Genomic DNA, 21,572 nt, shown 5'->3' on the forward strand with positions numbered 1-21,572 from the left:
CGCGGAGCGGTTGCGCGGCCAGGGGGTGCCGACGGACGCCGCCACCGTCCGGGCGCTGCTGGCCGAGCAGATCCCGGTCGCCGACCAGCGAGCCGAGTCGATGCCGGGGCGGCGCCGAACCCGCCGGACGGTCAGGGCCGGACGACGATGCGAACGGGTTCGGCGTACGTGATGTGTCCGAAGGCACAGATCTTGGGTTGGGCCCAGAACTCCCCGGGTGGCGTCGCGGCCGGGACGGCGACGGGGAACTCGACGCTCGACGCGGCCCCGGGTGCGAGGCTGAAGCCCCGGATCGGGCTGCTCGTCAGCGGCCAGATGTGGTGCGGGGTGATGAGCTGGACGTGCCCGTGCACCGGGGTACGGAGGGTGTGGGCCACCCGCACGCGCACGCGGCTTCGCGTCCCGGGCGCCAGCGTGAGCTGCCGGTCCTCGCTGCGAGCACGCAGCAGCGGCTCCGGCGCGGGCCGGCCGACCGGCACGATGAGGACGTCCTCCAGGTTCTGACCCTGATGGCTGATGCTCGCCGCGACCGCGTACCGACCGGGTGCGGCGGCGTCGGGAATCGTGACGGTGACGGGCACGCTGAGGTGGCCTTCCGCGGTGACGGTCACGGATGCCGACCGCGGTTCCGCGATCCACCCCTCCGGCGCGCTGACGAGCAGGTTCCCGTCGTAGCCCGGGTCGGCGCCGGCGCAGGCGATCTGAGCGCGGAGCCGCACGACGGCTGTGGTGCCGTCCCTTCGCGGCTCGTCGTCGTCCGGGCGGAGGGTGACGGTGACCGGCAGGTTGCCCATGGGCGCGGGGCCGCAGTTGTGCAGCCAGTAGCGGGTGAACACGGGCCGCACCGGTTCGGTGTCCGCCACGAGCGCCGTTCGGCCCCGCTCGACGCGAGCCGGTGCCAGGGCGAGCGACCTGATGCCGTATCCCTCGACGTCGAAGGACACCTGCCGGCCGTCGTGCTCGAGCGGCGCGCCGGGGCGGTCGAGCAGGTCGGCGGCCACGGCCGAGGTGATGCCGCCGGCGAGGCGGATCGCGACCCCGCCGGCGTGGCCGTGGGGTTCGTAGCCGCGGACGATCAGGCTGTCACACGGGTCGGCGGTTGTCGTCGCGCCGGTGGCGAGCGGTTCCCCCCGCGGTTTGACCGCGGTGACGACGAAGTTCTCGGCGGGCTCGACGCTCAGCAGGGATCCGGTTGCCGGCAGTGGCCCGGCGGTGGCCGGCACGACGGCGGCGGCGAGCGGATGGTTGACAGACTGCCCTGCGGCGGTGAACCCGGCGGTGCGCCATCCACCGGGGCCGCTCACCAGGTGGTAGTCAAAGCGCCTGCTGGTGTGGTGCTGGAAGCTCCGCCCGCCCGGTGCGTTGCGATCCGGGAAGTCGATCGCGGTTCCGGTGGGCCAGCCGGTGCACGCGCGGGTCAGTGACAGGTTCAGCGTGCCGTCGGACTCGACCGCGAAACCGGGGGTGCCGCGGTTGAGGAGTGCGACGGTGTAGTCGTCGACGGTTGGTTCGTCGCGGTGCAGCGCCAACGGCTGCGTGACGTGCAGGTTCGCGTCGGCGACGTCGTCGAGGACGTCGCCGACGGCGCGCCGCTCGGCCCGCGCGTCGCTGCCGGCGATCAGCAGGACGGGCAGGTCCCGGGTCGAGCGTACGTCGGCGCCCGGCCGCCACACCTCGCCGATCGGCTGCTCGGCCGGGATCCACAGGCGGGCCGTGCCGGTGGCCGCGAGTTGCGCGGCCAGTTCGGCGCCGAACCGCGCCGGCGCCCGGTCGAGCAGTTCGGCGACGAAGCCGTTGCGCTGCGGGGTGCCGACCGCGACGCGGCAGTCGGGGAGATTGGAGTCGGTGTCCAGCGCGCCGTACCGGTTGCCCGCCGCGGTCGTCACGGTGGCGGTGACACCCGCTCTCGCCAGTCCGACGGCGAGCCGCCGGGTCGAGGGCAGGCCCTGATCGCCGTCGGGGACAACGATCTCGGCGATCGACACCGCTCGGGAACGCTCGGCGCGCTGCCGCGGATCATGCAGGTGGACGGTCAGCGCCGCGCCGAGCCCGAACCACCGATGCGCCGTGTTGTCCAGGGTCCGGGGATGCTCCGCCGCGTCCGCGTCGAGCAGGGCGTAGCCGCGGCCGATGACGGCGGCCGCGGTCTCGCTGACCGGCATGCCGCCGGGCACGTCGCAGGGTATGCGCACCCGCAGGAGCCGGTCGGTGCCGGCGAACCCGTCGATGCTCGTGGCGAAGTCGATCCGGCTGATGCCGTGCCATACCGTCGTGTGCTGCGTGTAACGACAACCGTCGACTTCTGCCGTCGCTGTGATGCGCTCGCCGATCGGGCAGCGTTCGACGGTGACGCCGGCCGCGGTGTCCGCGCTGCGCCAGGCGACGGCGTGGGGGAGCAGGTGCCACGGCCCTTCGCCGGACTCGGGATGATCGCGGTGTTCGGCGACGCAGACCAGTTCGTTGCCGACCCGGCCCCGCGGAAGGATGTCCCGGCCGGAGGCGAGGTCGGTGATCTCGGTCAGCGCGCCACCCCGCGCGGGATCCGCACGAAGCCGGTAGCGGTCGTTGGCGATGCTCGTCGCCTCGACCGGCTGCCACGCGGACGCCGACGGCTCCGCGGCGCCGGGCAGCAGGCGATAGGTGCGGTAGCCCAGCGACGGCACATCGCGCGCGACCCACCGCAGCAGCGCCCGGCCGGGCTGCCCGTCGGATGCGTGCGCGCAGGTCTCGGCGAGGAACGGGACCGGGGCTCCGCTGTCGTCGGTGAGCGTGACACCGGCGGCCTCGCCGAGCTCGACCGCCAGGCTGACGATGTCCGTCCGGGTGTGCGCCAACGGGTTGAACACGACGACCGCGGTGCCCTCCCCGCGGGTGTCGACGTGCTGGGCCAGATGCCGGCGGGCCGATCGGTCGACCTCGGCGGCCAGGTCGTGGGCTTCGCGCCAGCCGGCGAGCAGGTCGAGATAGACCTGGTCGGACTGGGTGCCGGTGACCGCGTCGTGGTGTGCGCCGAACAGCAGCAGCCGCCATGCCTTGTCGACGGCCGCGGCCGGGTAGGCCGCGCCGTGCAGCGCGGCGAAGGTGGCCCACTTCTCGGCGTCCAGCAGCAGCGTCTCCACCAGGCGGTGAGCCTGCTTGGTGTCGATCGCGGTGACGTCCTTGCCGGTGTAGATCGGGTTCATGTCGCGGGTCTGCGGCGTGGGGCGCACGCCCCTCGCGGCGAGGTCGGCGCGGACGGCGGCGAAGAAGTCGCGCGGCAGGCCGTACCGGAGACGCACCTGCGGGTATCGCTCGTCCCAGGCCGCGCGCAGCTCGGTGACCCATCGCATGGGAGGGCTGAAGTCACTGCCCAGCGGGACCATGACGTTGCGGGTCGCGGCGGCCGGCCGGAGCACGGCGAACAGCTCGTGCAGTTCCGCCGCCGCGGTCTGCGGGTCCTGGGCGGCGTCGAGGCTGAAGCCGGCCGAGTAGTGCGCGGCCATGTAGTGGGTGAGCAGGCCGTCGCCGCTGGGCGACACCCACTCGAACTCGGTGGGAAACTGGACCGGCGCGAACGGTTTGCGGTGCTCGCGGATGTTCCAGCTCGTCAGCATGGGCCCCCACTGGTGGTAGGGGCCACGGGCGAAGGCGATCGAGGTCAGCCCGGCGCCGGACATCACCTGTGCGAACTGCGGATCGTGGCCGAACACGTCCAACTGCCAGGCGGTGGCCGGGACTCCTCCGATGACGTGCCGCTGGAAGCCGACGCCGTGGACGGCGTTGCGGATGGTCGTCTCGATGCCGGTGAGGTTGGTGTTGGGTTCGTTGTACGTGCCGCCGACCAACTCCAGGCGGCCGTCCGCGATCAGCCGGCGGATGAGTGCGCGGTCCTCGGGATACGTGTCCCAGTACGGCTTGAGGTAGTCGACCTCGGCGAGGACCACGTGGTATTGCGGGTCGTCGCGCAGCTTCGCCAGGTGCGCCTTGACCAGGCTGAACGCGCTGTGGCCGGGCCAGGCGAAGCGCGCCGCGGCCGCGTCGGCGGCCTGCGGCTGATCCCACGTCTGGGTGTACGCGGACTGGGTGTTCCACCACACGGGGTCGTAGTGGAAGTGCGGGATGAGCCAGACGGTCCAGAGCCCTTCGGGCGCCGCGGTGTTCACGATGTCGCCGTGTCCCCCTGCTCGGCCACGGGCAGTGCGTGGCGTGCCATGACCGCGCTGTACCAGTGTGCGCTGTCCTTCGGGGTGCGGGTGCCGGTCGGGTAGTCGACGTGGACGATGCCGAACCTGCGGCTGTACCCGTACGCCCACTCGAAGTTGTCCAGGAGCGACCATACGAAGTAGCCGCGCAGGTCCGCGCCGTGTGCGATCGCCCGGCGGCAGGCGGCGAGGTGCTGGCGCAGGTAGGCCACCCGCCCGGCGTCATGGACCCGGCCGGCCGGGTCGACGGTGTCGTGGAACGCGGCACCGTTCTCGGTGATGACGAGCGGTGTCCCGGGGTAGTCGCGGTGCAGCCGGATGAGCAGCTCGTAGAGGCTTTCGCCGTCAATCGGCCAGCCCATGGCGGTGGTCGGCAACCCCGGGTCGCGGAACTCGACCGACTCGCACGCCGGCCACGGCGAAGCCGCACCGGCGGCGGGCTCGCGGCGGGCGGCGACGAGCGTCGGCCCGTAGTAGTTGATCCCGAGCAGGTCGATCGGGGTGGCGATGACGGCGAGATCCTCGGCGCGGACGAACGACCAGTCGGTCAGGCCGGCGGTGTCCGCCCGCACGTCGGCGGGGTAGCGACCGCGCAGGACCGGTTCGGTGAACAGCCGGTTGGCCAGCCCGTCCACCCGGCGCACCGCATCGGCGGTGGCCCGGCCGGTGTCGGCCCCACGGACCTGGGCGAAGTTGAGGGTGAGCGACGTCTTCGCCGCCGCCGGCAGCACCGCGCGCAGGGCCTGCGCTCCCAGCCCGTGGGCCAGCAGCAGGTGATGGGCCGCGCGCAGGGCCAGCGCCGGGTCGGTGTCGCCCGGTGCGTGTTCGCCGGAGGCGTGCCCGAGGAACGCCGAGCACCACGGTTCGTTCAGGGTGGTCCACACGTTCACGCGATCGCCGAGCGCGCCGGCGGTCACCGCGGCGTATTCCGCGAACCGCTGTGCGGTGTCACGGCTGCCCCATCCGCCGTCGTCCTGCAACGCCTGGGGAAGGTCCCAGTGGTAGAGCGTGGCGACCGGGGTGATGCCGTTGCCGCGCAGTTCGTCGACGAGCCTGTCGTAGAAGTCCAGGCCCTTGCGGTTGACCCGGCCGTGTCCATCCGGCTGGACGCGGGGCCAGGCGACCGAGAAGCGGTAGGCGGACAGCCCGAGCCGCGCCATCAACGCCACGTCCTCGCGCCATCGGTGATAGTGGTCGGCGGCGACGTCGCCGGTGTCGCCGTTGTGGACGCGGCCCGGGACGCCCGCGAACGTGTCCCAGATGGAGGCGCCGCGCCCGTCGGCGGCGACGGCCCCTTCGATCTGGTAGGCGGACGTCGAGGCCCCCCACAGGAACCCGGGCGGGAACGGCGCGGTGCCGATCATGGGCCCTCCGCTTCGCTCCGGGCCGGTCATGCCTTCACCGCGCCCTGCATGATCCCGCCGATGATCTGCTTGCCGAGGACGGCGAACACCAGCAGCACCGGCGCCGTACTGATCAGAGTTCCGGCGAGCACCAGCGAGTAGTCCATGTAGTAGCCACCGGCCAGTGTGGACAGCGCGACCTGAGCGGTCGGGTTGCTCTGGCCCAGTGCCAGCAGGGGCCAGAAGAAGTCGTTCCAGGCGTTCATGAAGGTGAACAGCGCGAGCACCGCGGCGACGGGTCGCGCCGCCGGCAGCACGACGTGCCAGTACAGCCGGTGCGTCGAGCACCCGTCCATCCGGCCGGCCTCCAGCAACGCGTCCGGCAGCGCCTCGGACAGGTACTGGCGCATCAGGAAGACGCCGAACGCGGACGTGGCCGCCGGGACGATGACGGCCTGTAGGTGTCCGGTCCAGCCCAGCCACTGCGACATCATGATGTACAGCGGGATGATGCCGAGCTGGGCCGGCACCATCATCGTCACGAGGAGGAGCCCGAGGAGGGCGTTGCCGCCGCGGAAGCGCAGCTTCGCGAACGCGAAACCGGCCAGCGTGCTGGTGAGCACCACGGAGACCGTGACCACGGTCGCCACGATTATCGAGTTGAGCAGGGCGAGGCCGAAGTTCGCCTGCGAGTACGCCTGCTGCAGGTTGGCCCACAGGTGGCCGCCGGGCAGCAGCCTGGGCGGCCAGCTCCCGGCCGCGGAGTTGTCGTTGGACGCCGCGACCAGCGACCAGTACAGCGGGAAGGCCGACACCGCGGCGATGAGTCCCAGCAGCACGTAGGTCCTCGTCCCGGCGCGGCGCTGTCCCGGTGCCGCGGACCGCCCCCGGACGCGGCGGCCGCCCAGGGGCTCGCGGGGGATGGCACGGGAGACCGGTATGAACGTCATGTGGAGCTCCGGATGCGTCGGGACAGCAGGTAGTTCGCGCCGACCGCCAGCACGATGATCATGAACATGGCCCAGGAGACCGTGGCCCCGTAGGAGTACTTGCCGTGGGTCCAGAACTGTTCGTAGACGTACATGGCGAGGGTCTGGAACTGGCGGGAGTCGCCGCCGGTCGGGCTCTGGCCGGGGTTGAACATGAGCGGCTCGGTGAACAGTTGGATGGTGCCGATGGTCGACATGATGACGGTGAAGATGATGGTGGGCCGCAGCGCCGGGACGGTGATGCTCCGGAACTTCTGGAGCTGCCCGGCGCCGTCGAGGTCCGCCGCCTCGTAGAGGTCGTCGGGCACCGCCTGCAGCGCGGCGAGGTAGATCAGGGCGTTGTAGCCGGTCCACCGCCAGGTCAGGATGACGGCCAGGGCCAGCCACGATTGCCAGGTGCCCGCCTGCCAGTCGACCTTGCCCAGGCCGACCAGGCTGAGCACCCAGTTGATCAGGCCGAGGTCACGCCCGAAGAGCTGGGCGAAGATCAGTCCGACGGCGGCCACCGAGGTGATGTTGGGCAGCAGGACGCCCATCCGCAGCAGCGTGCGGGCGCGCATCCGGCGATGCAGCAGGTGGGCGAACCACATCGCGAGCAAGAGCTGCGGCACGGTGCCCAGCACGCCGATCGCGGCGGTGTTGAGCAGCGCGTTCCAGAAGTAGTCGTCGTGGCTGAGCCGGGCGAAGTTGCCCAGCCCCACGAACGTGTGGTTGCTGCCGGGTAGGTCGCGGTTCCACCGGGTGAGGGCCATCCAGCCGGTGTAGAGGAGCGGGAACAGCCCGAACACCGCGAACACGAGGAAGAACGGTGCGATGTAGAGATACGGCGTGCCGCTCACGTCGAATCTGTGGCGCAGGCGGGACGGCTGCCGCGCCGTCGTCCATGTGGTGTTCCGCCGCTTGCGCGACACCGACGGAGGTGTGAAGGCTGCCATCAGTCTCGTTGTTTCCCTCGGGATCTGCCGGCTGGACGGCTACGGGTCGGTGGCATTCGCGACGTCTTTCAGCACCTGGCGCCACGCCTGCTCGGGGCGCTGCCTGCCGTTGTCGACCCGGTTGATCCCCAGGCCGATCAGCGGTCCGATGTCTCCGTCCTTGGGGCCTTGGTACTGCGGCCGCAGGTCCTTCGCCGCCCGGGTGAAGATCTGGCCGGTCGGTGCGTTGTTGAAGAACGGGCTGGTGTGGCCGAGCACGGCCGGGTCGTCGTAGAGGGCGGCCTGGCTGGGCAGGTGCCCCTGGGTGCGGAAGATCCAGCTCGCCTGCTCGGGCGCGGTCAGGAACATGGCGAGTTCGGCGGCCTGCTTCTGGTGCCTGCTCTGCTTCGGCACCGTCAGGAACGAGCCGCCCCAGTTGCCGCTGCCGCCGGGGATCGTGGCGATGTCCCACTTGCCACTGGTCTGGGGCGCGTTCTGCTTGATGGTGTCGGTCATCCACGCCGGGCATGCCACGGTCGCGAACGATCCCCGCTGAAATCCGGCGTTCCACTGCTGGCTGAACGTCGCCAGCCTCGCCGACTCGCCGGCCTGCACGGCCTCGACCGCGAGGTCGAACGCCTCCTTGACGGCGGGATTGTCCGCCACGACGACCTTGTTGCCGGGCTCGGTGTAGCCGACCGGCGCCTGGCCGATGATGGCGTTGAAGACGTTGGAACCCGAGTCGAACCAGGCCACGCCGTCGGGTGCGGTGGCCTTGAAGCGCTTGCCGGTCGCGATGTAGGACTGCCAGTCGGGCCACAGCGCGGCCACCTCGTCACGCTCGGTGGGCAAGCCCGCCTGCGCGAACAGATCCCTGCGGTAGCACATCGCCAGGCCGCCGACGTCGGCTCCCAGTCCCATCAGCCTGCCGTCGGCGCCGGTCGCCTGCTGCGACTTCCATGCCAGCCACTGGTCGGGGTCGGCGCCGTGGTCCCTGAAGTCGACGAACCTGTCCGCCATGACTTTGAACTGCGCCATGTAGCCGCCGTCGACGGCCTCGATGTCGCCGGTTCCCGAACCCCCCAGCAGGTGCGCCTGGAGATTCTTGTGGTGGTCGTCGTACGAGACGATGTGTTCGACGATCTTGATCCCGGGATGGCTCTGCTCGTATCTGGTGTAGAGGTCGCGGTATCCCAGGTCGCCGAAGATCTCGACCACGAGTCGTGTCTCGCCCGGCCGGGCGGAACCGCATGCGCCGGCCGTCGCGCCGACGAGCGCCAGGCAGCTCAGCATCAGCGCGGTGAGCGCCTTGGGCCTGCGGCTGGGCATCACGGTTTCCTTCGGATGTCGGGTGCGTGCTACGGGTGTCCGGCAGGGGCGCGGACGATGTCCTGGTCGCTGGCGGAATCGGACGAGGGTGCCAGGGCATCGCCGCGCGACGAGCGCGTCGCCGACCCGGTCGACCGGCGCGGACGCGACGCCGCAGCGCTACGCGGCGCAGGCTCCGTGCAATGCGGTCAAGCGCAGTGCACCCGGCCTTCGCCGTGGTGGCAGCACCGCCCATGAGGTGCGTCACCGCATGGGAGCGGTTCCATCTGCCGGAGACTCTAGGCCCGCCACCTTGGTCCTGTAAAGACCGAATTTTGGAAAAAGTTCTAATTGGTCGCCAATTGCGGTGTGGCATTTCGAGGCCAAGTCCGTCGGAGACCCGGGCGGCTGTCGCTCGAGCGCCCGCACTTCGGCGTCGGAGGTCGCCGGCTGTCGACGCCACGCCAAAGCCCGCCGGCCCGGGAGTCAACCTATCGCTTGCTTGGTACACTCCGAAGTCGTGCTGGCTCCCCTGGTTCGCGCCGGGGCGTCGCTTCACTACGCAAGGAGACCTCTCGATGAAGGTGCTCGTGGTCGGTGGAACCGGCATGATCGGGGCCCACACCGCCCTCTACCTGCGGGATCGGGGAGATGACGTCACCGTCGCCGCCCGCGGGGCGGTCGATGCGGACTCGCCCGTCGCCGGCCTGCCCGTCCTCCGCGGGGACTACACCCGCCAGACCTTCACCCGGGAGGACCTGGCCCCCTTCGACGCGGTCGTCTTCGCCGCGGGGCAGGACGTGCGCCACCTCCCCCGCGACGTCGACGAGACGCAGTTCTGGAGGGAGACCCAGAGCGTGGGGGTGCCGGCCTTCGCCGCGCTCGCCAAGAGCGCGGGTGTCTCCCGCTTCGTCCAGGTCGGCAGCTACTACCACCACCTGCGACCCGCTCTGGCCGACTCCAGCGCCTACGTCGCCGCCCGCCGCGCCGCCGACGAGGGAGCCCGGGCGCTGGCCGACGACTCCTTCACGGTCTGCACGCTCAACCCGCCCTCGATCATCGGTGCCATCCCCGGCATCACGGCCAAGCGCTACCGCCGCATGGTGTCCTGGGCCGCCGGCGACGAGCCGCGGATCCCCGACCACGCACCGGCCGGCGGCACGAACTACATGTCGGTCCGGTCCCTGGCCGAGGCGATCGGCGGCGCGCTCGACCGCGGCGCGGCGGGCGCGGCGTACCTCATCGGTGACGCCAACCTCACGTTCGCGCAGTTCTTCCAGTTGCTCGTCGACGCGGCCGGGGGCAACCGCACCATCGCCGAGCTCGACGAGCCGCACCCCTTCATGCCCGACTCGATGATCGTCCAGGGACGCGGGAACGTCCTTGCCTACGAACCGGATCCGGCCGAGACCGCACTGCTCGGCTACACCCGGGGTGACTGCGAGCGTGCCGTCGCCGAACTGGTCCAGGTCGTGCGCGCGGCGACCGCTCCCGCGGCGTGACCAGCCTCGCCGCGGCCGACCTCACCGCGCTGCGCGCACTCTCCGAGACGTATGCCGCGGCCGCCGACGACCGTGACGCAGCCACGGTCGGCGCGCTCTTCGTCCCGGACGGCGTCCTCGTCGTCCCCGAGCCGCCGGCCCACCTCGCCCCCCACGTGTCCCACGTCGGCCGGCCCGCTGTCGTGGCCGCGCTCGGGGCACTCGCCGACACCCTGGCGACGACCCACGTCGTGGCCGGGGCGCGCTACCTGCCGACGTCGACCGGGGCGCGTGGCCGGGTCCGCGGCACGGCCCACCACCTGCTGCCCGGTCGCGAAGGGCCCGCGGACCTCGTCTGGTTCCTGCACTACGACGACGAGTACGAGCGCACCGACGAGGGATGGGCCTTCGCGCGTCGTGCGGTGACCATCAACTGGATCGAACGCCACCGTGTCTCCGTGACCAGGGCCGACGAGGAAGGAACCGGCAGATGAGCGCCACCCGCAGGCTCGAGGACCAGATCGCGGTCGTCACCGGCGGTGCCCGCGGGATCGGCGGCGGCATCTCTCGCCGTCTCGCCGCCGCGGGTGCCCACGTCGTCCTCGTCGACATCGACGGGGAGGCCGCCGCCGACACCGCCGCCGACGTCCGCGGCGCCGGCGGCGAGGTCGAGGTCGTCCTCGCCGACGTGCGCACCGCTGACGGTATCGCCGCCGCGGTCGCCGCCGCTTCGGCCCTCGACTCGGGGCGGGTCGACGTGCTCGTCAACAACGTCGGCGACTTCCGTCCGGCCGCCAAGACCTTCCTGCACTCGACCCCGCAGCAGTGGCAGGCGCTCTACGAGATCAACCTGTGGCACGTGCTCGCGATGACCCATGCGCTGCTGCCCGGCATGGTCGAGCGAGGCCGTGGTGCCATCGTCAACAACTCGACCGTCGAGGCCTTCCGGGGTATCCCGGCGTGCGCCCCGTACTCCGCCTACAACGCCGGGGTCAGCGCCTTCACCAAGAGCCTCGCTGTGGAGGTCGCCGGGCACGGGGTGCGGGTCAACGCGATCGCGCCCGACCTCGCCGACACGCCGCAGACACCGGCCGCGGCGATGCTGCGCGGACGTGACCCGGCGCTCATCCGCACGTGGATACCCGTCGGACGCTTCGGCGAGCCCGACGACTACGCCGCCGTCGTCGAGTTCCTCGCCAGTGACGACGCCCGCTTCGTCACCGGGCACACGATCCCCGTCGACGGAGGGACCCTGGCCGCCTCGGGCTGGTACGCGCGGGTCGACCGCAAGGGCTGGTCGAACATGCCCAACGAGGCCTGATCGTGGGTGCGCCCGGACCCACGTGGGAGTCCGGGCGCACCGGGCCGTGCTCAGTCGCGGCGGTCGAGGCCGAAGAGCTCGGCCGCCGCCGCGAGCTGGTCGAGGTACTCAGCCAGCTCGCGGTGCCGCACGACGAGGTTGACCGCGGTGGCCCCCGCCTCGCCGATCCGGCCGACGAGGTCGAGCGCGGCCTCCGGGCGGCCGATCGGGTCGAGACGCGCCGGAGGCGTGATGACGACGTCGAACCCCTCCGGCAGGTCGTGCTCGGCGAGCATCCGCGGCAGGGTCAGCAGGTCCGGACCGCGGTACGTCACCGGGGCCGGTGCCCACCCGTCGGCCAGGGTGACCGCGCGACGCAGCGCTCGTTTGCTGTGACCACCGACCCAGATCGGGACCTTCTCCTGGACCGCGTGCGGGCTGATGACCTGCTCGGTGAAGTCGTAGTACTCCCCGTGGTAGGTCGCGAGCCGCACCGACAGCGACGCCCGCAGAGCCCGCAGGGCGTCGTCCGCCCGTGGTCCGCGGTCGGCGAAGGGGCGAGCGAGCAGCGCGAACTCCTCCTCGAGGTTGCCGACGCCCACGCCGAGGATGACCCGCCCCCCGCTGAGGTGGTCGAGGGTGCCGTACCGCTTGGCCAGCTCGAGCGGATGGTGCAGCCCGAGCACGAGCACGTACGGCAGGAAGCGGATCCGCTCCGTGATCGCCGCGAGGTAGGAGAACGTCGCGACCGGGTCGTAGAAGCGTTCACCCCGGGCCAACCCCGGTGACACGCTGACGTGCTCCGGGCAGGTGAAGAACGCGAACCCGAGCCGGTCGGCGGTCGTGAAGACCTCCCGCAGCTCGGCGACCCCGGCCTCGGCCTCCCACGCGGGACGGGGCCCGGAGTCGGCCAGGACCGGGGAGCCGAGGCCGATGCGCATGACGCTCAGGCCTCGGGGTCGACGGCGCGGGCGAGGATGTCGCGGCCCTCGTCGGTGCCGTCGAGCTGGCGGTTCCAGCGGTGGGTCACCTTCCAGCCCTCGTCGGTGCGGATGAACTCCCACCGGTTGGAGCCGGTGCGCCAGATCCGGTAGCCGTTCTGGTCGGGAGCGTTGAGCACGAGCTGCGAGTAGTTCGTCACGACCGCCCGGTCGCCGTCGACGACGATGTGCGGCAGGCCCATGAGGTGAGCGGCGCCGGAGTGGATCAGAGCCTGGTGCCGCTCACCGTTCACCATGCCGCGCAGCGCGTCGCGGCCGTTGAGCACGACCGGGTAGGTGTCGTACACGCCCTCTTCGGTCCACATCTCGGCGGTGATCTCGGCCGAGCCGCTGTCCACGGCGGGGCCGTAGCCGGCGACGATCCGCCACAGGGCGAGCTGGTCCTCGGCGGCGGCGAGGCGCCGCTCGGTCTGCTCAAGGCGTGCCTCGAGCCGACCGAGCCGGTCGGGCTGCGAGTCGGTCATGGTGGATTCCTTTCGATCGGGCTTCACGCGGGTCGATCCGGCTCGGGGCCGGTCAGCTCGTGGTCGCGTTCGTCTCGAAGCGTTCCGGGGTGAGCTCGCGCAGCGCGGCCATCTGCTCGAGGTGGTGGGCCGCCGAGGTGGCCGCAAGGCTCGCGTTGACCGCGGTCGCCCCGACGGCATCGGCCGCGCGGAGGTGCTCGCGGGAGCCGTCCGGGTCCCCGAGCGGGTCCAGCGGCGGGACCTGCAGCACGAGGTCGAAGTCGTCCGGGCGCTCCACGGAGGTCCACAGGCGGGTCAGCTCTTGCGGCCCGAGGCCGAACGGCGCCCACCCGGTGCCGTGCGCCACGGCGCGGCGCAGCGAGCGGCGGGTGCGCCCACCGAACCACAGCGGCACGGCGGTGCGCGGCGCATGCGGTTCGACGACGAAGTCGGTGAACGTGAACCGGGGCCCCTCGTGGTGCGGCACGGCCCTGCCCCATGCGGCGCGCAGGGCCGCGATCGCCTCGTCCGCGACCGCGCCGCGCTCGGCGAACTCGGCGCCGAGCAGGTCGAACTCCTCCTCGAGGCTGCCGACCCCGACCCCGAGGATGACCCGGCCGCCGCTGAGCAGGTCGAGGGTGCCGTAGGTCTTGGCGAGGGCCAACGGGTGGTGGTAGCCGATGACGACGACGTTCGTCGCGAGCCGGACGCGGCGCGTCGCCGAGGCGAGGAACGACAGCGTGGCCACGGGGTCGAAGTACGTCCCGCCCCGCTCGACGGCGATCCGGGTGGGCACGGCGACGTGCTCGCTGCACGTGAGATGGTGGTAGCCCAGGTCGTCGGCGGTGCGGGCGATGGCCAGCAGCGCATCGCCGACGTCGGGGCCGGCCAGGACGTCCCGCTCCCAGGAGGCCGCGGTGCGCGGGTGCTGGACGACGACCGGGGTGAGCAGCCCGATGCGTGCGGTCATCAGGTTCCTTCCGTGGATTCCCGGCCTTCAGGCCGGGGAGGAGACGGGAACCCCTGCGGAGCGGGGGCGGGGGAAGCCGGCCCGCCCCCAGGGCGGATCGGTGCCTACCCGCGTGCCACCGCGAGGTTCGCTGGCTGGTGCGCTAGTGGGTGATCGATGGCCGGGGCGGTGAAGCGGTAGGGTCGCCGGTCGCGGGCGGGTCGCCGGTCGCGGCGCTCGTCGGGATGAGGCGGAGGCGTTCGAGCAGCGCGCCGAAGTCCTCGTCGTCGCCCGGGTCGAGCGGCAGCCCGAGCCCGAGCCCGTCGGCGAGCCCGCCGTAGGCCCGCTCGAGCACGTCCGCCAGCTCGGCATAGGTGCCGTGCGGGATGAGCGTGGCCAGGGTCTCGTCGTCGAGGGTGTCGGCGAGTCCTGCCCAATGCCCGGAGGCGGCCATCTCGGCGAGCCGTTCGCCGACCTCGCCGAGGCCGAGCCGGTCCAGGGTCGTGCGGTATGCCGGGGTCGAGAAGAGGAACGCCAGCTCCTGGCGGGCGGAGTCGCGGCTCGCGGCGAGTGCGGCCTGCGTCGGACCGGTGATCGACTTGGACATGACGACGACCCGCGGGATGCCGGCGCGTCCGGCCCGCTCGGCCCCGGCGCGGAGGCCGGGCAGCACGACCGTGCGGAGGTGGCTGGGGTGCGAGTTCGTCGCGTGGGTGACGAAGCCGTCGGCGAGCTCGCCGGCCACCTCACAGACACGCCGGTTGACCCCGCCGGTGTACAGCGCCGGGGCCGCGGTGGACAGCGGGCCGGGGTTGAAGTACGGCTGGAGCCGGGTGAAGCGGTAGTGGCTGCCCTCGTGCTCCAGGGGCGCGCCCGTGGCGAACGCGGCGAAGATCGCCCGGATCGAGGCGAGGTAGTCACGCAGGTGTACGGCCGGCCGGTCCCACGGCACCGAGAAGCGGCCGACGATGTTGCCGCGCACCTGGGTGGCCAGACCGAGCTGGAAGCGCCCCTCGGAGAACCGCGCGAGGTCCCACGCGGCGTACGCGGTCACCATCGGGCTGCGGGGGAAGGCCAGCGTCATGCTGGTACGCACGGTGATCCGGCTGGTGTGCTCGGCCGCGAGCAGGGCGACCGACAACGAGTCGTGCGTCGTCTCGGGGACGTGCACGGTGTCGAAGCCGAGCCGTTCAATGCGCGCCACCACCGCGGGCACCTCGCGCAGCGCCGTCGTCGGCGGCAGCGTCGTGGTCAGCTCCATCTGGGTGGCGGGTACCTGCGGCGTCATGGGAGACGGCCGGCCAGAGCGGCGTCGACGACCTCGTCGCCACTGACGATCCGGGCGAGCTTCTCCAGCCGGGGCGCGCGGCGCAGGTGCGCCCCGCCCTCGACCGGCACGCACGCGCCGGTGATCCACGAGGACTCGGGACCGCACAGGAAGCGGACCGCGGCGGCGACATCCTCGGCGCGCCCGACCCGCGAGAGGGGCTTCTCGGCGACGGTCGCGGCGGCCAGTTCGGGGTCGGCCAGCAACAGGCCCGGGTTCTTCCCGTCGGTGGCCACGATGCCGGGGCGCACCACGTTGACCCGCACCGCGAGGTGGCCGAGCTCGTCGGCGGCGACCCGCACGAGGGCCTCGAGCGCGGCCTTGCTCACCGAATACGACGGCATGAACGGGAAGGAGTGCCCGCCCGCGCTCGACGAGGTGCACACGATGGCACCCCCACCACGCGCGGCCAGGGCCTGTCCGCCGTGCCTGATCGCATGCAGCGCCGTTGTGACGTTGCGCCGGAAGTCGTGCTCGAGGGTCTCGGCGTCGAGGGCGAGCACGGGACGGAAGGTGCCGCCGCCGACCGTCGTGACGACGGCTGCCAACGGGGTCTCGTCGGCGACGCGCACCGCGGCGGCCACATCCTGATCGAGGGCGGAGTCGCCGACGCTGACCCGCACGGGCAGCGCCCCGGGAGCGGCTGCGGCGATCGTCGCGGCCGCCGCCCGCAGCGTCGCCTCGGTGCGCCCCATGATCGTCACGGCGGCGCCGTCGGTGGCGAGCGCGGCGGCGATGGCGCGGCCGAAGCCGCCGCCCCCGCCGATGACGAGCGCACCACGGCCGGCGAGCGGACCTGGCGAGGCGGTGGCCGGGTCAGCAGTCGTGCTCACGCCTGCTCCCTCGACGGCCGCCGGAACTTCTCCCGCGTCGACGGGTCGTCGATGAGCACGAAGGTGCCCTTGGCCGTGACGCACGTCAGGTCGCCGACGCGCAGCTCGCCGGAGCTGCGCACCTTGCGCCCGTCGCGCCCGTCGTGCCGGGCCAGGATCGTGATCGTCGAGCCGATGGGGATCGCCGCGTGGAAGGAGACGTCGAGCCCGACCGTCACCGCGGCATACCCGGCGCGGGCGTTGGCAACGCCGAGGGCGTGGTCCATGAGCATGGCCGAGGTGCCGCCGTGCACGTGCCCCGGGGGTCCCTGAAAGGCCAGCCGCAGGGTGACCTCGCCGCGCAATGATCCGTCCGGCTCGACCCAGAGGCTCACCGGCGGCGACAGCGGGTTCTCGGTGCCGCCGGCGGGGTCGAAACGGCCCGGGCCGGGCTGACGCCACATCGTCGTGATCCGCTCGGCAAGGTCCGGGGCATGGGCGTCGATCCGGGCGGTGAGCACGTCGAGGTCGGCCACGATCCGGTCGGCGTCGACGTCGAGGGCCGCGCCGGCGCGGGTGATCGCGTCGACGAGCCGGCGGGTGGCTGAGGCGACCGCATCGATACCGGAATCGCGGGGCTGTGCCGTGGCGAGGGTGGCTTCCACCGGGTGGACTCCTTTGGCCGGTAAGGTCAACCAAGCGCTTGCTTGATCACACCTTAGCGACCCGGTGGCGCGCTGACAACGGTTGCGCCCCGGCGTCGTCGCCCCGTCGGCCGCGGTGGTGTCGCGCCCATTGACGCACCCGCGACGTGTCCCTATGGTGTTCCCGAACTAGCGCTTGGTTGGCTCGCGAGGTAGCTTTACCCCGGCAAGCCTCGGGGGACACCGATGGGCTCCAGGCACGCACACCACGCCGCCGACGCCCATCCACCACCCGCCGCAACTACCGCGCCTCTCATGGCCACCGCCGAACGACCCGGCGACACCACCCGCCACCCCGGACCCCGGGACCCCGCCGCGGCCGCGGAGCCGCTCCCGGGCTCGGACCGCAGGCCCGGAAAGGAACACCATGTCTCGTCTTCCACACCGCCGACGCCTCGCCGCCGCCGCCGTCACTTTGCTCGCCACCCTCGCCGTCGGCGCCTGCTCCGGCAACCCGGCCGGCGACCCCGGCGCCACGACGGGTGAGATCGACCCCAACGCCGTCCTGCGGGTCACGGCCTCGTCACCGTTCCAGAATCTCGACCCGGCCCAGTTGGCCCCCGGCGGCTATCCCTACCTCACGCTGATCTACGACCGGCTCACCATGGTCGACTCCAAGGACCAGATCGTCCCCGGCCTGGCGACCTCGTGGACCTTCGCCGCGGACGGCTCCTACCTCGAGCTCGCCCTGCGCAACGACGTCACCTTCCACGACGGGACACCCTTCGACGCGAACGCCGTCAAGGTGAACATCGAGCGCGGTCAGACGCTGTCGACGAGCACCATCAAGCAGGACCTCGCCGATATCACCGGCGTCACCGTCGTCAACGCGCAGACCGCGCGCCTGAACCTCAAGCCGGGCACCGGCGCGGTGCTCCCGTCGGCCCTGGCCACGGCCGCCGGCATGATGGTCTCGCCCAAGGCGATCGCCGACGGCGTCAACCTCAAGCTCGCCCCCGGCGACGCCGGCTCGGGTCCGTACGTCGTCACCGAGTTCGTGCCCAACGAGAAGTACGTGGTCAAACGCGCCAAGGGCACCTACTGGGATCCGAACGCCGGGCGCCTCGCCGGAATGGAGATCACCCGGGTCCCGCAGGGCGCCACCAGAATCAACGGCGTCATCAACGGTCAGACCGACCTCAGCTTCGTCTCCTCGGCCAACGAGATCACCGAGGCCCGCCAACTCGGCCAGGCCGGCCAGCTCAAGGTGACCACCCGCCCGTTCCGCAGCGTCCTCGGCATCCTGCTGCGCGCCAACAAGGGCGACCTCAAGGACAAGCGGGTCCGTGAGGCGATCGCGCGCTCGATCGACCCGGCCGCCATCAAGGCGCTCTTTGCCGACACGTGCACGCCCACCCGCAGCATCTACCCGAACAGCCCGTGGGCGGACCCGGCGGCGAAGTACCCGTACGAGTTCGACCTGGCCAAGGCCAAGGCGCTCATCGCCGAGGTGGGCGGGGCCAAGGTGTCGGTCAGCTTCTCCGCCGGCACCAACACCGAGCAGCCCGCCACCGCCATGCAAGCCGCCATGTCCCAGGCCGGCATCACCGCGACGCTCAACCCGACGCCGAACTCCGAGACCGAGGCCCGCTTCATCGCCGGCGACTTCGAGCTCGAGGTGTCCAACACCTTCAACCCGCGCCTCGACCCGGCGGGGACGGTGAACAACTACCTCACCGGCAACTACAAGCTCGCCACCAACCCCGAGGCCATCGCCCCGATCGCGGCCAAGGCCGGCGACCCCCGCTCCAGCGTCGAGGAGCGTGCCAAGCAGTACCACCAGCTTTGGGAGCAGATGTTCGCCGAGGCGTGGTTCATTCCGATCTGCAACCTCACCAACGCCACCATCGCCTCCCCGAAGGTCGTCGGGGCCGAGCAACTGCCGTGGACCAACCTCGGCCTGTTCGACCTGCGCACCGTTGCGATGACGAAGGGCTGAGCGCCCGGACTCCACCGTCGGCCGGCCGGCCGCCTGCCGTGCCGGCCGGCCCGAAGAAAGCCCGAAGAAAGGTAGCCAGAGCCAGTGACCCGCCCCGCCGCAGCCGCCCCTCTCTGGGCCGCGCTGTCCCGCGTGCTCGAGAAGCAGCCTGACCTCGCCCTCACCCTCGCGGGCACCCCGTTCACCGTGGCTGAGCTCGATGCCGCGTCGCGTCGCCTCGCCGGGTTCCTCGCCGACCGCGTCGGCCCCGGCGACCGCGTCGTCGTCCTCGCCCGCAACGGCCGCCTGGCGCTGCTCGCCTGGTGGGCGACGACGCTCTGCGGCGGTTTTGTCGTCCCGCTCAACACGAGCAACCGCGGCCCCATTCTGGCCCACCAGGTGCACGACGCCGAACCGATCGCGATGATCCTCGAGGACGAGTTCGTGCCCGTCATGGACGACGCCCTCGCCGGCACCGCGCTGCGGGTGCCGGTGCTCGTCGGCGCTCCCGCGGCCGGTCGACCGGCCGCGGGAGCGGTGCCCGCCTGGGCCACCGAGGTCATCGACTTCGACGCCGCCGTCGCCGAGGGCTCGGCGTTGACGACGACCCCGGACCTCGACGCGTACGCCACCAGTCACCTCATCTACACGGCCGGCACGACCGGACTGTCGAAGGCGTGCATGGTCAGCCACGGCTTCGTGGCGAACATGGCCCGCCAGATGCACGAGAACCTCGAGCGTCAGGCCGGTGACGTCCTGTGGTCGGCGATGCCGCTGTTCCACATGGCGGCCGTCGGGCACGTCGTGGGCTCGCTCCAGCTCGGCTCGGCCATGGACCTCGCGCAGCGCTTCTCGGTCAGCGGCTTCTGGGACGAGATCCTGCGCTCCCGCGCGACGATGGCCGCACTCATGGGCTCGATGCTGCCGATGATCGCCGGCGCCCCCGAGTCCGAGGCTGCCCGCAAGGCCTTCGGCCAGCTTCGCGTCGTGTCCGGCTCGCCGGTCACCGCCGACCTCGCCGCTCGCTGGACCGAGCGGTTCGGCGTCGAGCGGGTCGGCTCGGGCGCCTACGGCATGACCGAGGCCAGCCTGATCACGCTCACCCCGCCCGGGGGGTACCGCGCCGGGACCGCCGGCAAGGTCAACGAGTCCTTCGAGGTGCGCATCGTCGACGAGGACGACAACCCGCTGCCCGTCGGCGAGGTCGGCGAGATCGTCGCCCGCCCCACCCGCCCGGCGATCATGTTCAACGGCTACTGGCGCCAGCCGGAGAAGACCCTCGAGGTCTTCCGGGGCCTGTGGTTCCACTGCGGTGACTACGGCCGTCTGGACGAGGACGGATACCTCTACTTCGTCGACCGCGGCAAGGACTACCTGCGCCGCGGCGGCGAGAACATCTCCAGCTTCGAGATCGAGGGCATCGTGGCGGCCCACCCGGCCGTCGGTGAGGTCGCCGTCCACGCGGTCCCGTCCCCCCTGGCCGAGGACGACCTCAAGGTGACGATCGTGCCCGCGCCCGGCGCGCAGATCGACCCCGCGGAGTTCTTCGCGTGGCTGCACCCGCGGGTCCCGCGGTACGCCGTCCCCTCCCACATCGAGGTCCGCACCGAGCTGCCCAAGAACGCCGTCGGGCGGATCCTCAAGCGGGTCCTGCGCGACGAGGGTGTGACCCCGCAGACGTGGAGCACGGACCCCCGCGCCGTAACCGGTACCTCGGTCGCGGCCGGCACCGGGGAGCAGTCGTGAACGCCACCCCGGGCCCGCGGTCCGCGGGTCCGCTGGCCGGCCTGCGCGTCCTCGAGCTCGGTGGGCAGGGGCCGGTGCCCTTTGCGACGATGATGCTCGCCGACCTCGGTGCCCAGGTCGTACGGGTCGATCCGCCGGGCGAACCCGACCGGCGGGAGCGCGCGCAGGTCAACGCGATCGACCGTGGTCGCACGACCGTCACGCTCGACCTGAAGTCCGAGGCCGACCGGCCGCTCGTGCACCGGCTGCTCGCCGACGCGGACGTGCTGCTCGACCCGTTCCGTCCCGGGGTGCTCGAACGTCTCGGCCTGGATCCAGCCGAGCTCACCGAGCGGCATCCGCGCCTCGTGGTGGCGCGGATGACCGGCTGGGGCCAGGACGGTCCCCTCGCCGCGGCCGCCGGGCACGACCTCAATTACATCGCCGTCTCCGGGGTGCTCGACACGATCGGCCGGCCCGACTCCGGCCCCGTCGTGCCGCCGATGTACCTGGCCGACTTTGCCGGCGGCGGCATGGTGCTTGCCTTCGGCATCCTGGCGGCCCTGCACGAGCGCGCCTCCTCCGGGCGCGGGCAGCTCGTGGACTCCTCGATGCTCGAGGGCAGCGCGCTGCTCACCGTCGTCATCCACTCGATGCTCGCGCGGGGCGCCTGGAACCTCACCCGTGGGACGAACTACCTCGACGGCGGGGCGCACTTCTACCGGGTGTACCGCACCGCCGACGACAAGTTCATGTCCGTCGCGGCCATCGAGGCGAAGTTCTACCGCACGTTCCTGCTCACCCTCGGCCTCGATCCGGAGGACGGGCCGGGGCAGTTCGACGAGTCGGGGTGGGCCGGCTGGGCCGAGCGGATCGGGACGGTCTTCGCCGGGCGCACCCGGCAGGAGTGGACCAGCGTCTACGAGGGCATCGACGCGTGCGTGCACCCGGTGCTGGACATCGCCGAGTCGGCCGAGCACCCGCAGGTGCGTGCCCGGCGGGCCGTCGTCGAGGTCGAGGGGGTCGTCCAGCCGGCCCCGGTGCCCCGCTTCTCGCGGACGCCCGCCGGGATCCCGCGGGCGCCGCGGCGCCGTGGTGAGGACACCGACCGGGTGCGCTCGGCGCTCGCCGCGGAGCACCCGTGGGAAGCCTTGTCAGGGCCTTGACCTGCCTTCAC

General features: G+C 72.1%; 17 protein-coding genes. 6 read left to right on the plus strand and 11 right to left on the minus strand.

The genetic code is table 11. The annotated features are described in order from the left end of the window. Positions 1–131: 131 nt before the first annotated feature. The 5 genes from Drose_RS12830 to Drose_RS12850 are packed head-to-tail and all read right to left on the minus strand — an operon-like array spanning position 132 to position 8,756. On the minus strand, positions 132–4,142 hold the full coding sequence (locus Drose_RS12830) for a glycoside hydrolase family 38 N-terminal domain-containing protein (RefSeq protein WP_260728401.1): 4,011 nt from the start codon (positions 4,140–4,142) through the stop codon (positions 132–134). Further along, the gene (locus Drose_RS12835; protein ID WP_260728402.1) at positions 4,139–5,545 is read right to left on the minus strand and encodes a GH1 family beta-glucosidase; all 1,407 of its coding nucleotides are present in this window, start codon (positions 5,543–5,545) and stop codon (positions 4,139–4,141) included. The genes Drose_RS12830 and Drose_RS12835 overlap by 4 nt, the downstream gene beginning before the upstream one ends. 26 nt (positions 5,546–5,571) lie before the next feature. Further along, positions 5,572–6,474, minus strand: a complete 903-nt coding sequence (locus Drose_RS12840; protein ID WP_260728403.1) for a carbohydrate ABC transporter permease — start codon at positions 6,472–6,474, stop codon at positions 5,572–5,574. Further along, a complete protein-coding gene (locus Drose_RS12845) occupies positions 6,471–7,448 on the minus strand; it encodes a carbohydrate ABC transporter permease (RefSeq protein WP_390891377.1) in 978 nt (325 codons plus the stop codon). The genes Drose_RS12840 and Drose_RS12845 overlap by 4 nt, the downstream gene beginning before the upstream one ends. Before the next feature lie 39 nt (positions 7,449–7,487). Continuing rightward, complete coding sequence (locus Drose_RS12850) at positions 7,488–8,756, minus strand: ABC transporter substrate-binding protein (protein WP_260728405.1); 1,269 nt, start codon at positions 8,754–8,756, stop codon at positions 7,488–7,490. 557 nt (positions 8,757–9,313) lie between these two features. Here Drose_RS12850 and Drose_RS12855 point away from each other — a divergent pair. The 3 genes from Drose_RS12855 to Drose_RS12865 are packed head-to-tail and all read left to right on the plus strand — an operon-like array spanning position 9,314 to position 11,537. Further along, entirely contained in the window at positions 9,314–10,237 is a 924-nt protein-coding gene (locus Drose_RS12855; RefSeq protein WP_260728406.1) for an NAD-dependent epimerase/dehydratase family protein, read from the plus strand. Further along, positions 10,234–10,710, plus strand: coding sequence for a nuclear transport factor 2 family protein (locus tag Drose_RS12860; protein ID WP_260728407.1), 477 nt, complete (start codon positions 10,234–10,236; stop codon positions 10,708–10,710). Before Drose_RS12855 ends, Drose_RS12860 begins: the two co-directional genes overlap by 4 nt. Further along, complete coding sequence (locus tag Drose_RS12865) at positions 10,707–11,537, plus strand: SDR family NAD(P)-dependent oxidoreductase (RefSeq protein WP_260728408.1); 831 nt, start codon at positions 10,707–10,709, stop codon at positions 11,535–11,537. The genes Drose_RS12860 and Drose_RS12865 overlap by 4 nt, the downstream gene beginning before the upstream one ends. 50 nt (positions 11,538–11,587) lie before the next feature. Here the strand turns inward: Drose_RS12865 and Drose_RS12870 are convergent, their stop codons facing one another. From Drose_RS12870 to Drose_RS12895, 6 genes are all read right to left on the minus strand, one after another. Then, positions 11,588–12,457 (minus strand): TIGR03619 family F420-dependent LLM class oxidoreductase, encoded by an 870-nt coding sequence (locus tag Drose_RS12870; protein WP_260728409.1) that lies wholly within the window; start codon positions 12,455–12,457, stop codon positions 11,588–11,590. 5 nt (positions 12,458–12,462) lie between these two features. After that, a complete protein-coding gene (locus Drose_RS12875; RefSeq protein ID WP_260728410.1) occupies positions 12,463–12,981 on the minus strand; it encodes a nuclear transport factor 2 family protein in 519 nt (172 codons plus the stop codon). A 52-nt stretch (positions 12,982–13,033) separates the two neighbouring features. Further along, positions 13,034–13,930, minus strand: coding sequence for an LLM class F420-dependent oxidoreductase (locus Drose_RS12880; protein WP_260728411.1), 897 nt, complete (start codon positions 13,928–13,930; stop codon positions 13,034–13,036). 142 nt (positions 13,931–14,072) lie between these two features. Further along, the gene (locus tag Drose_RS12885; protein WP_260728412.1) at positions 14,073–15,197 is read right to left on the minus strand and encodes a TIGR03617 family F420-dependent LLM class oxidoreductase; all 1,125 of its coding nucleotides are present in this window, start codon (positions 15,195–15,197) and stop codon (positions 14,073–14,075) included. Further along, positions 15,194–16,069 (minus strand): SDR family NAD(P)-dependent oxidoreductase, encoded by an 876-nt coding sequence (locus Drose_RS12890; protein ID WP_260728413.1) that lies wholly within the window; start codon positions 16,067–16,069, stop codon positions 15,194–15,196. Before Drose_RS12890 ends, Drose_RS12885 begins: the two co-directional genes overlap by 4 nt. After that, positions 16,066–16,713, minus strand: a complete 648-nt coding sequence (locus Drose_RS12895; RefSeq protein WP_260728414.1) for a PaaI family thioesterase — start codon at positions 16,711–16,713, stop codon at positions 16,066–16,068. Before Drose_RS12895 ends, Drose_RS12890 begins: the two co-directional genes overlap by 4 nt. A 406-nt stretch (positions 16,714–17,119) precedes the next feature. On the opposite strand from Drose_RS12895, the gene Drose_RS12900 reads away from it, so the two are divergent. From Drose_RS12900 to Drose_RS12910, 3 genes are all read left to right on the plus strand, one after another. Next, positions 17,120–18,691 (plus strand): ABC transporter substrate-binding protein, encoded by a 1,572-nt coding sequence (locus Drose_RS12900; RefSeq protein WP_260728415.1) that lies wholly within the window; start codon positions 17,120–17,122, stop codon positions 18,689–18,691. An 84-nt stretch (positions 18,692–18,775) separates the two neighbouring features. Continuing rightward, the gene (locus Drose_RS12905; protein WP_260728416.1) at positions 18,776–20,416 is read left to right on the plus strand and encodes an AMP-binding protein; all 1,641 of its coding nucleotides are present in this window, start codon (positions 18,776–18,778) and stop codon (positions 20,414–20,416) included. Beyond that, positions 20,413–21,561: a CaiB/BaiF CoA transferase family protein gene (locus Drose_RS12910; protein WP_260728417.1), complete on the plus strand. Its 1,149-nt coding sequence runs from the start codon at positions 20,413–20,415 to the stop codon at positions 21,559–21,561. The genes Drose_RS12905 and Drose_RS12910 overlap by 4 nt, the downstream gene beginning before the upstream one ends. Positions 21,562–21,572: the final 11 nt, after the last annotated feature.

Origin of the sequence: Dactylosporangium roseum, from assembly GCF_025264685.1 — a bacterium.
Lineage (GTDB): Bacteria > Actinomycetota > Actinomycetes > Mycobacteriales > Micromonosporaceae > Dactylosporangium > Dactylosporangium roseum.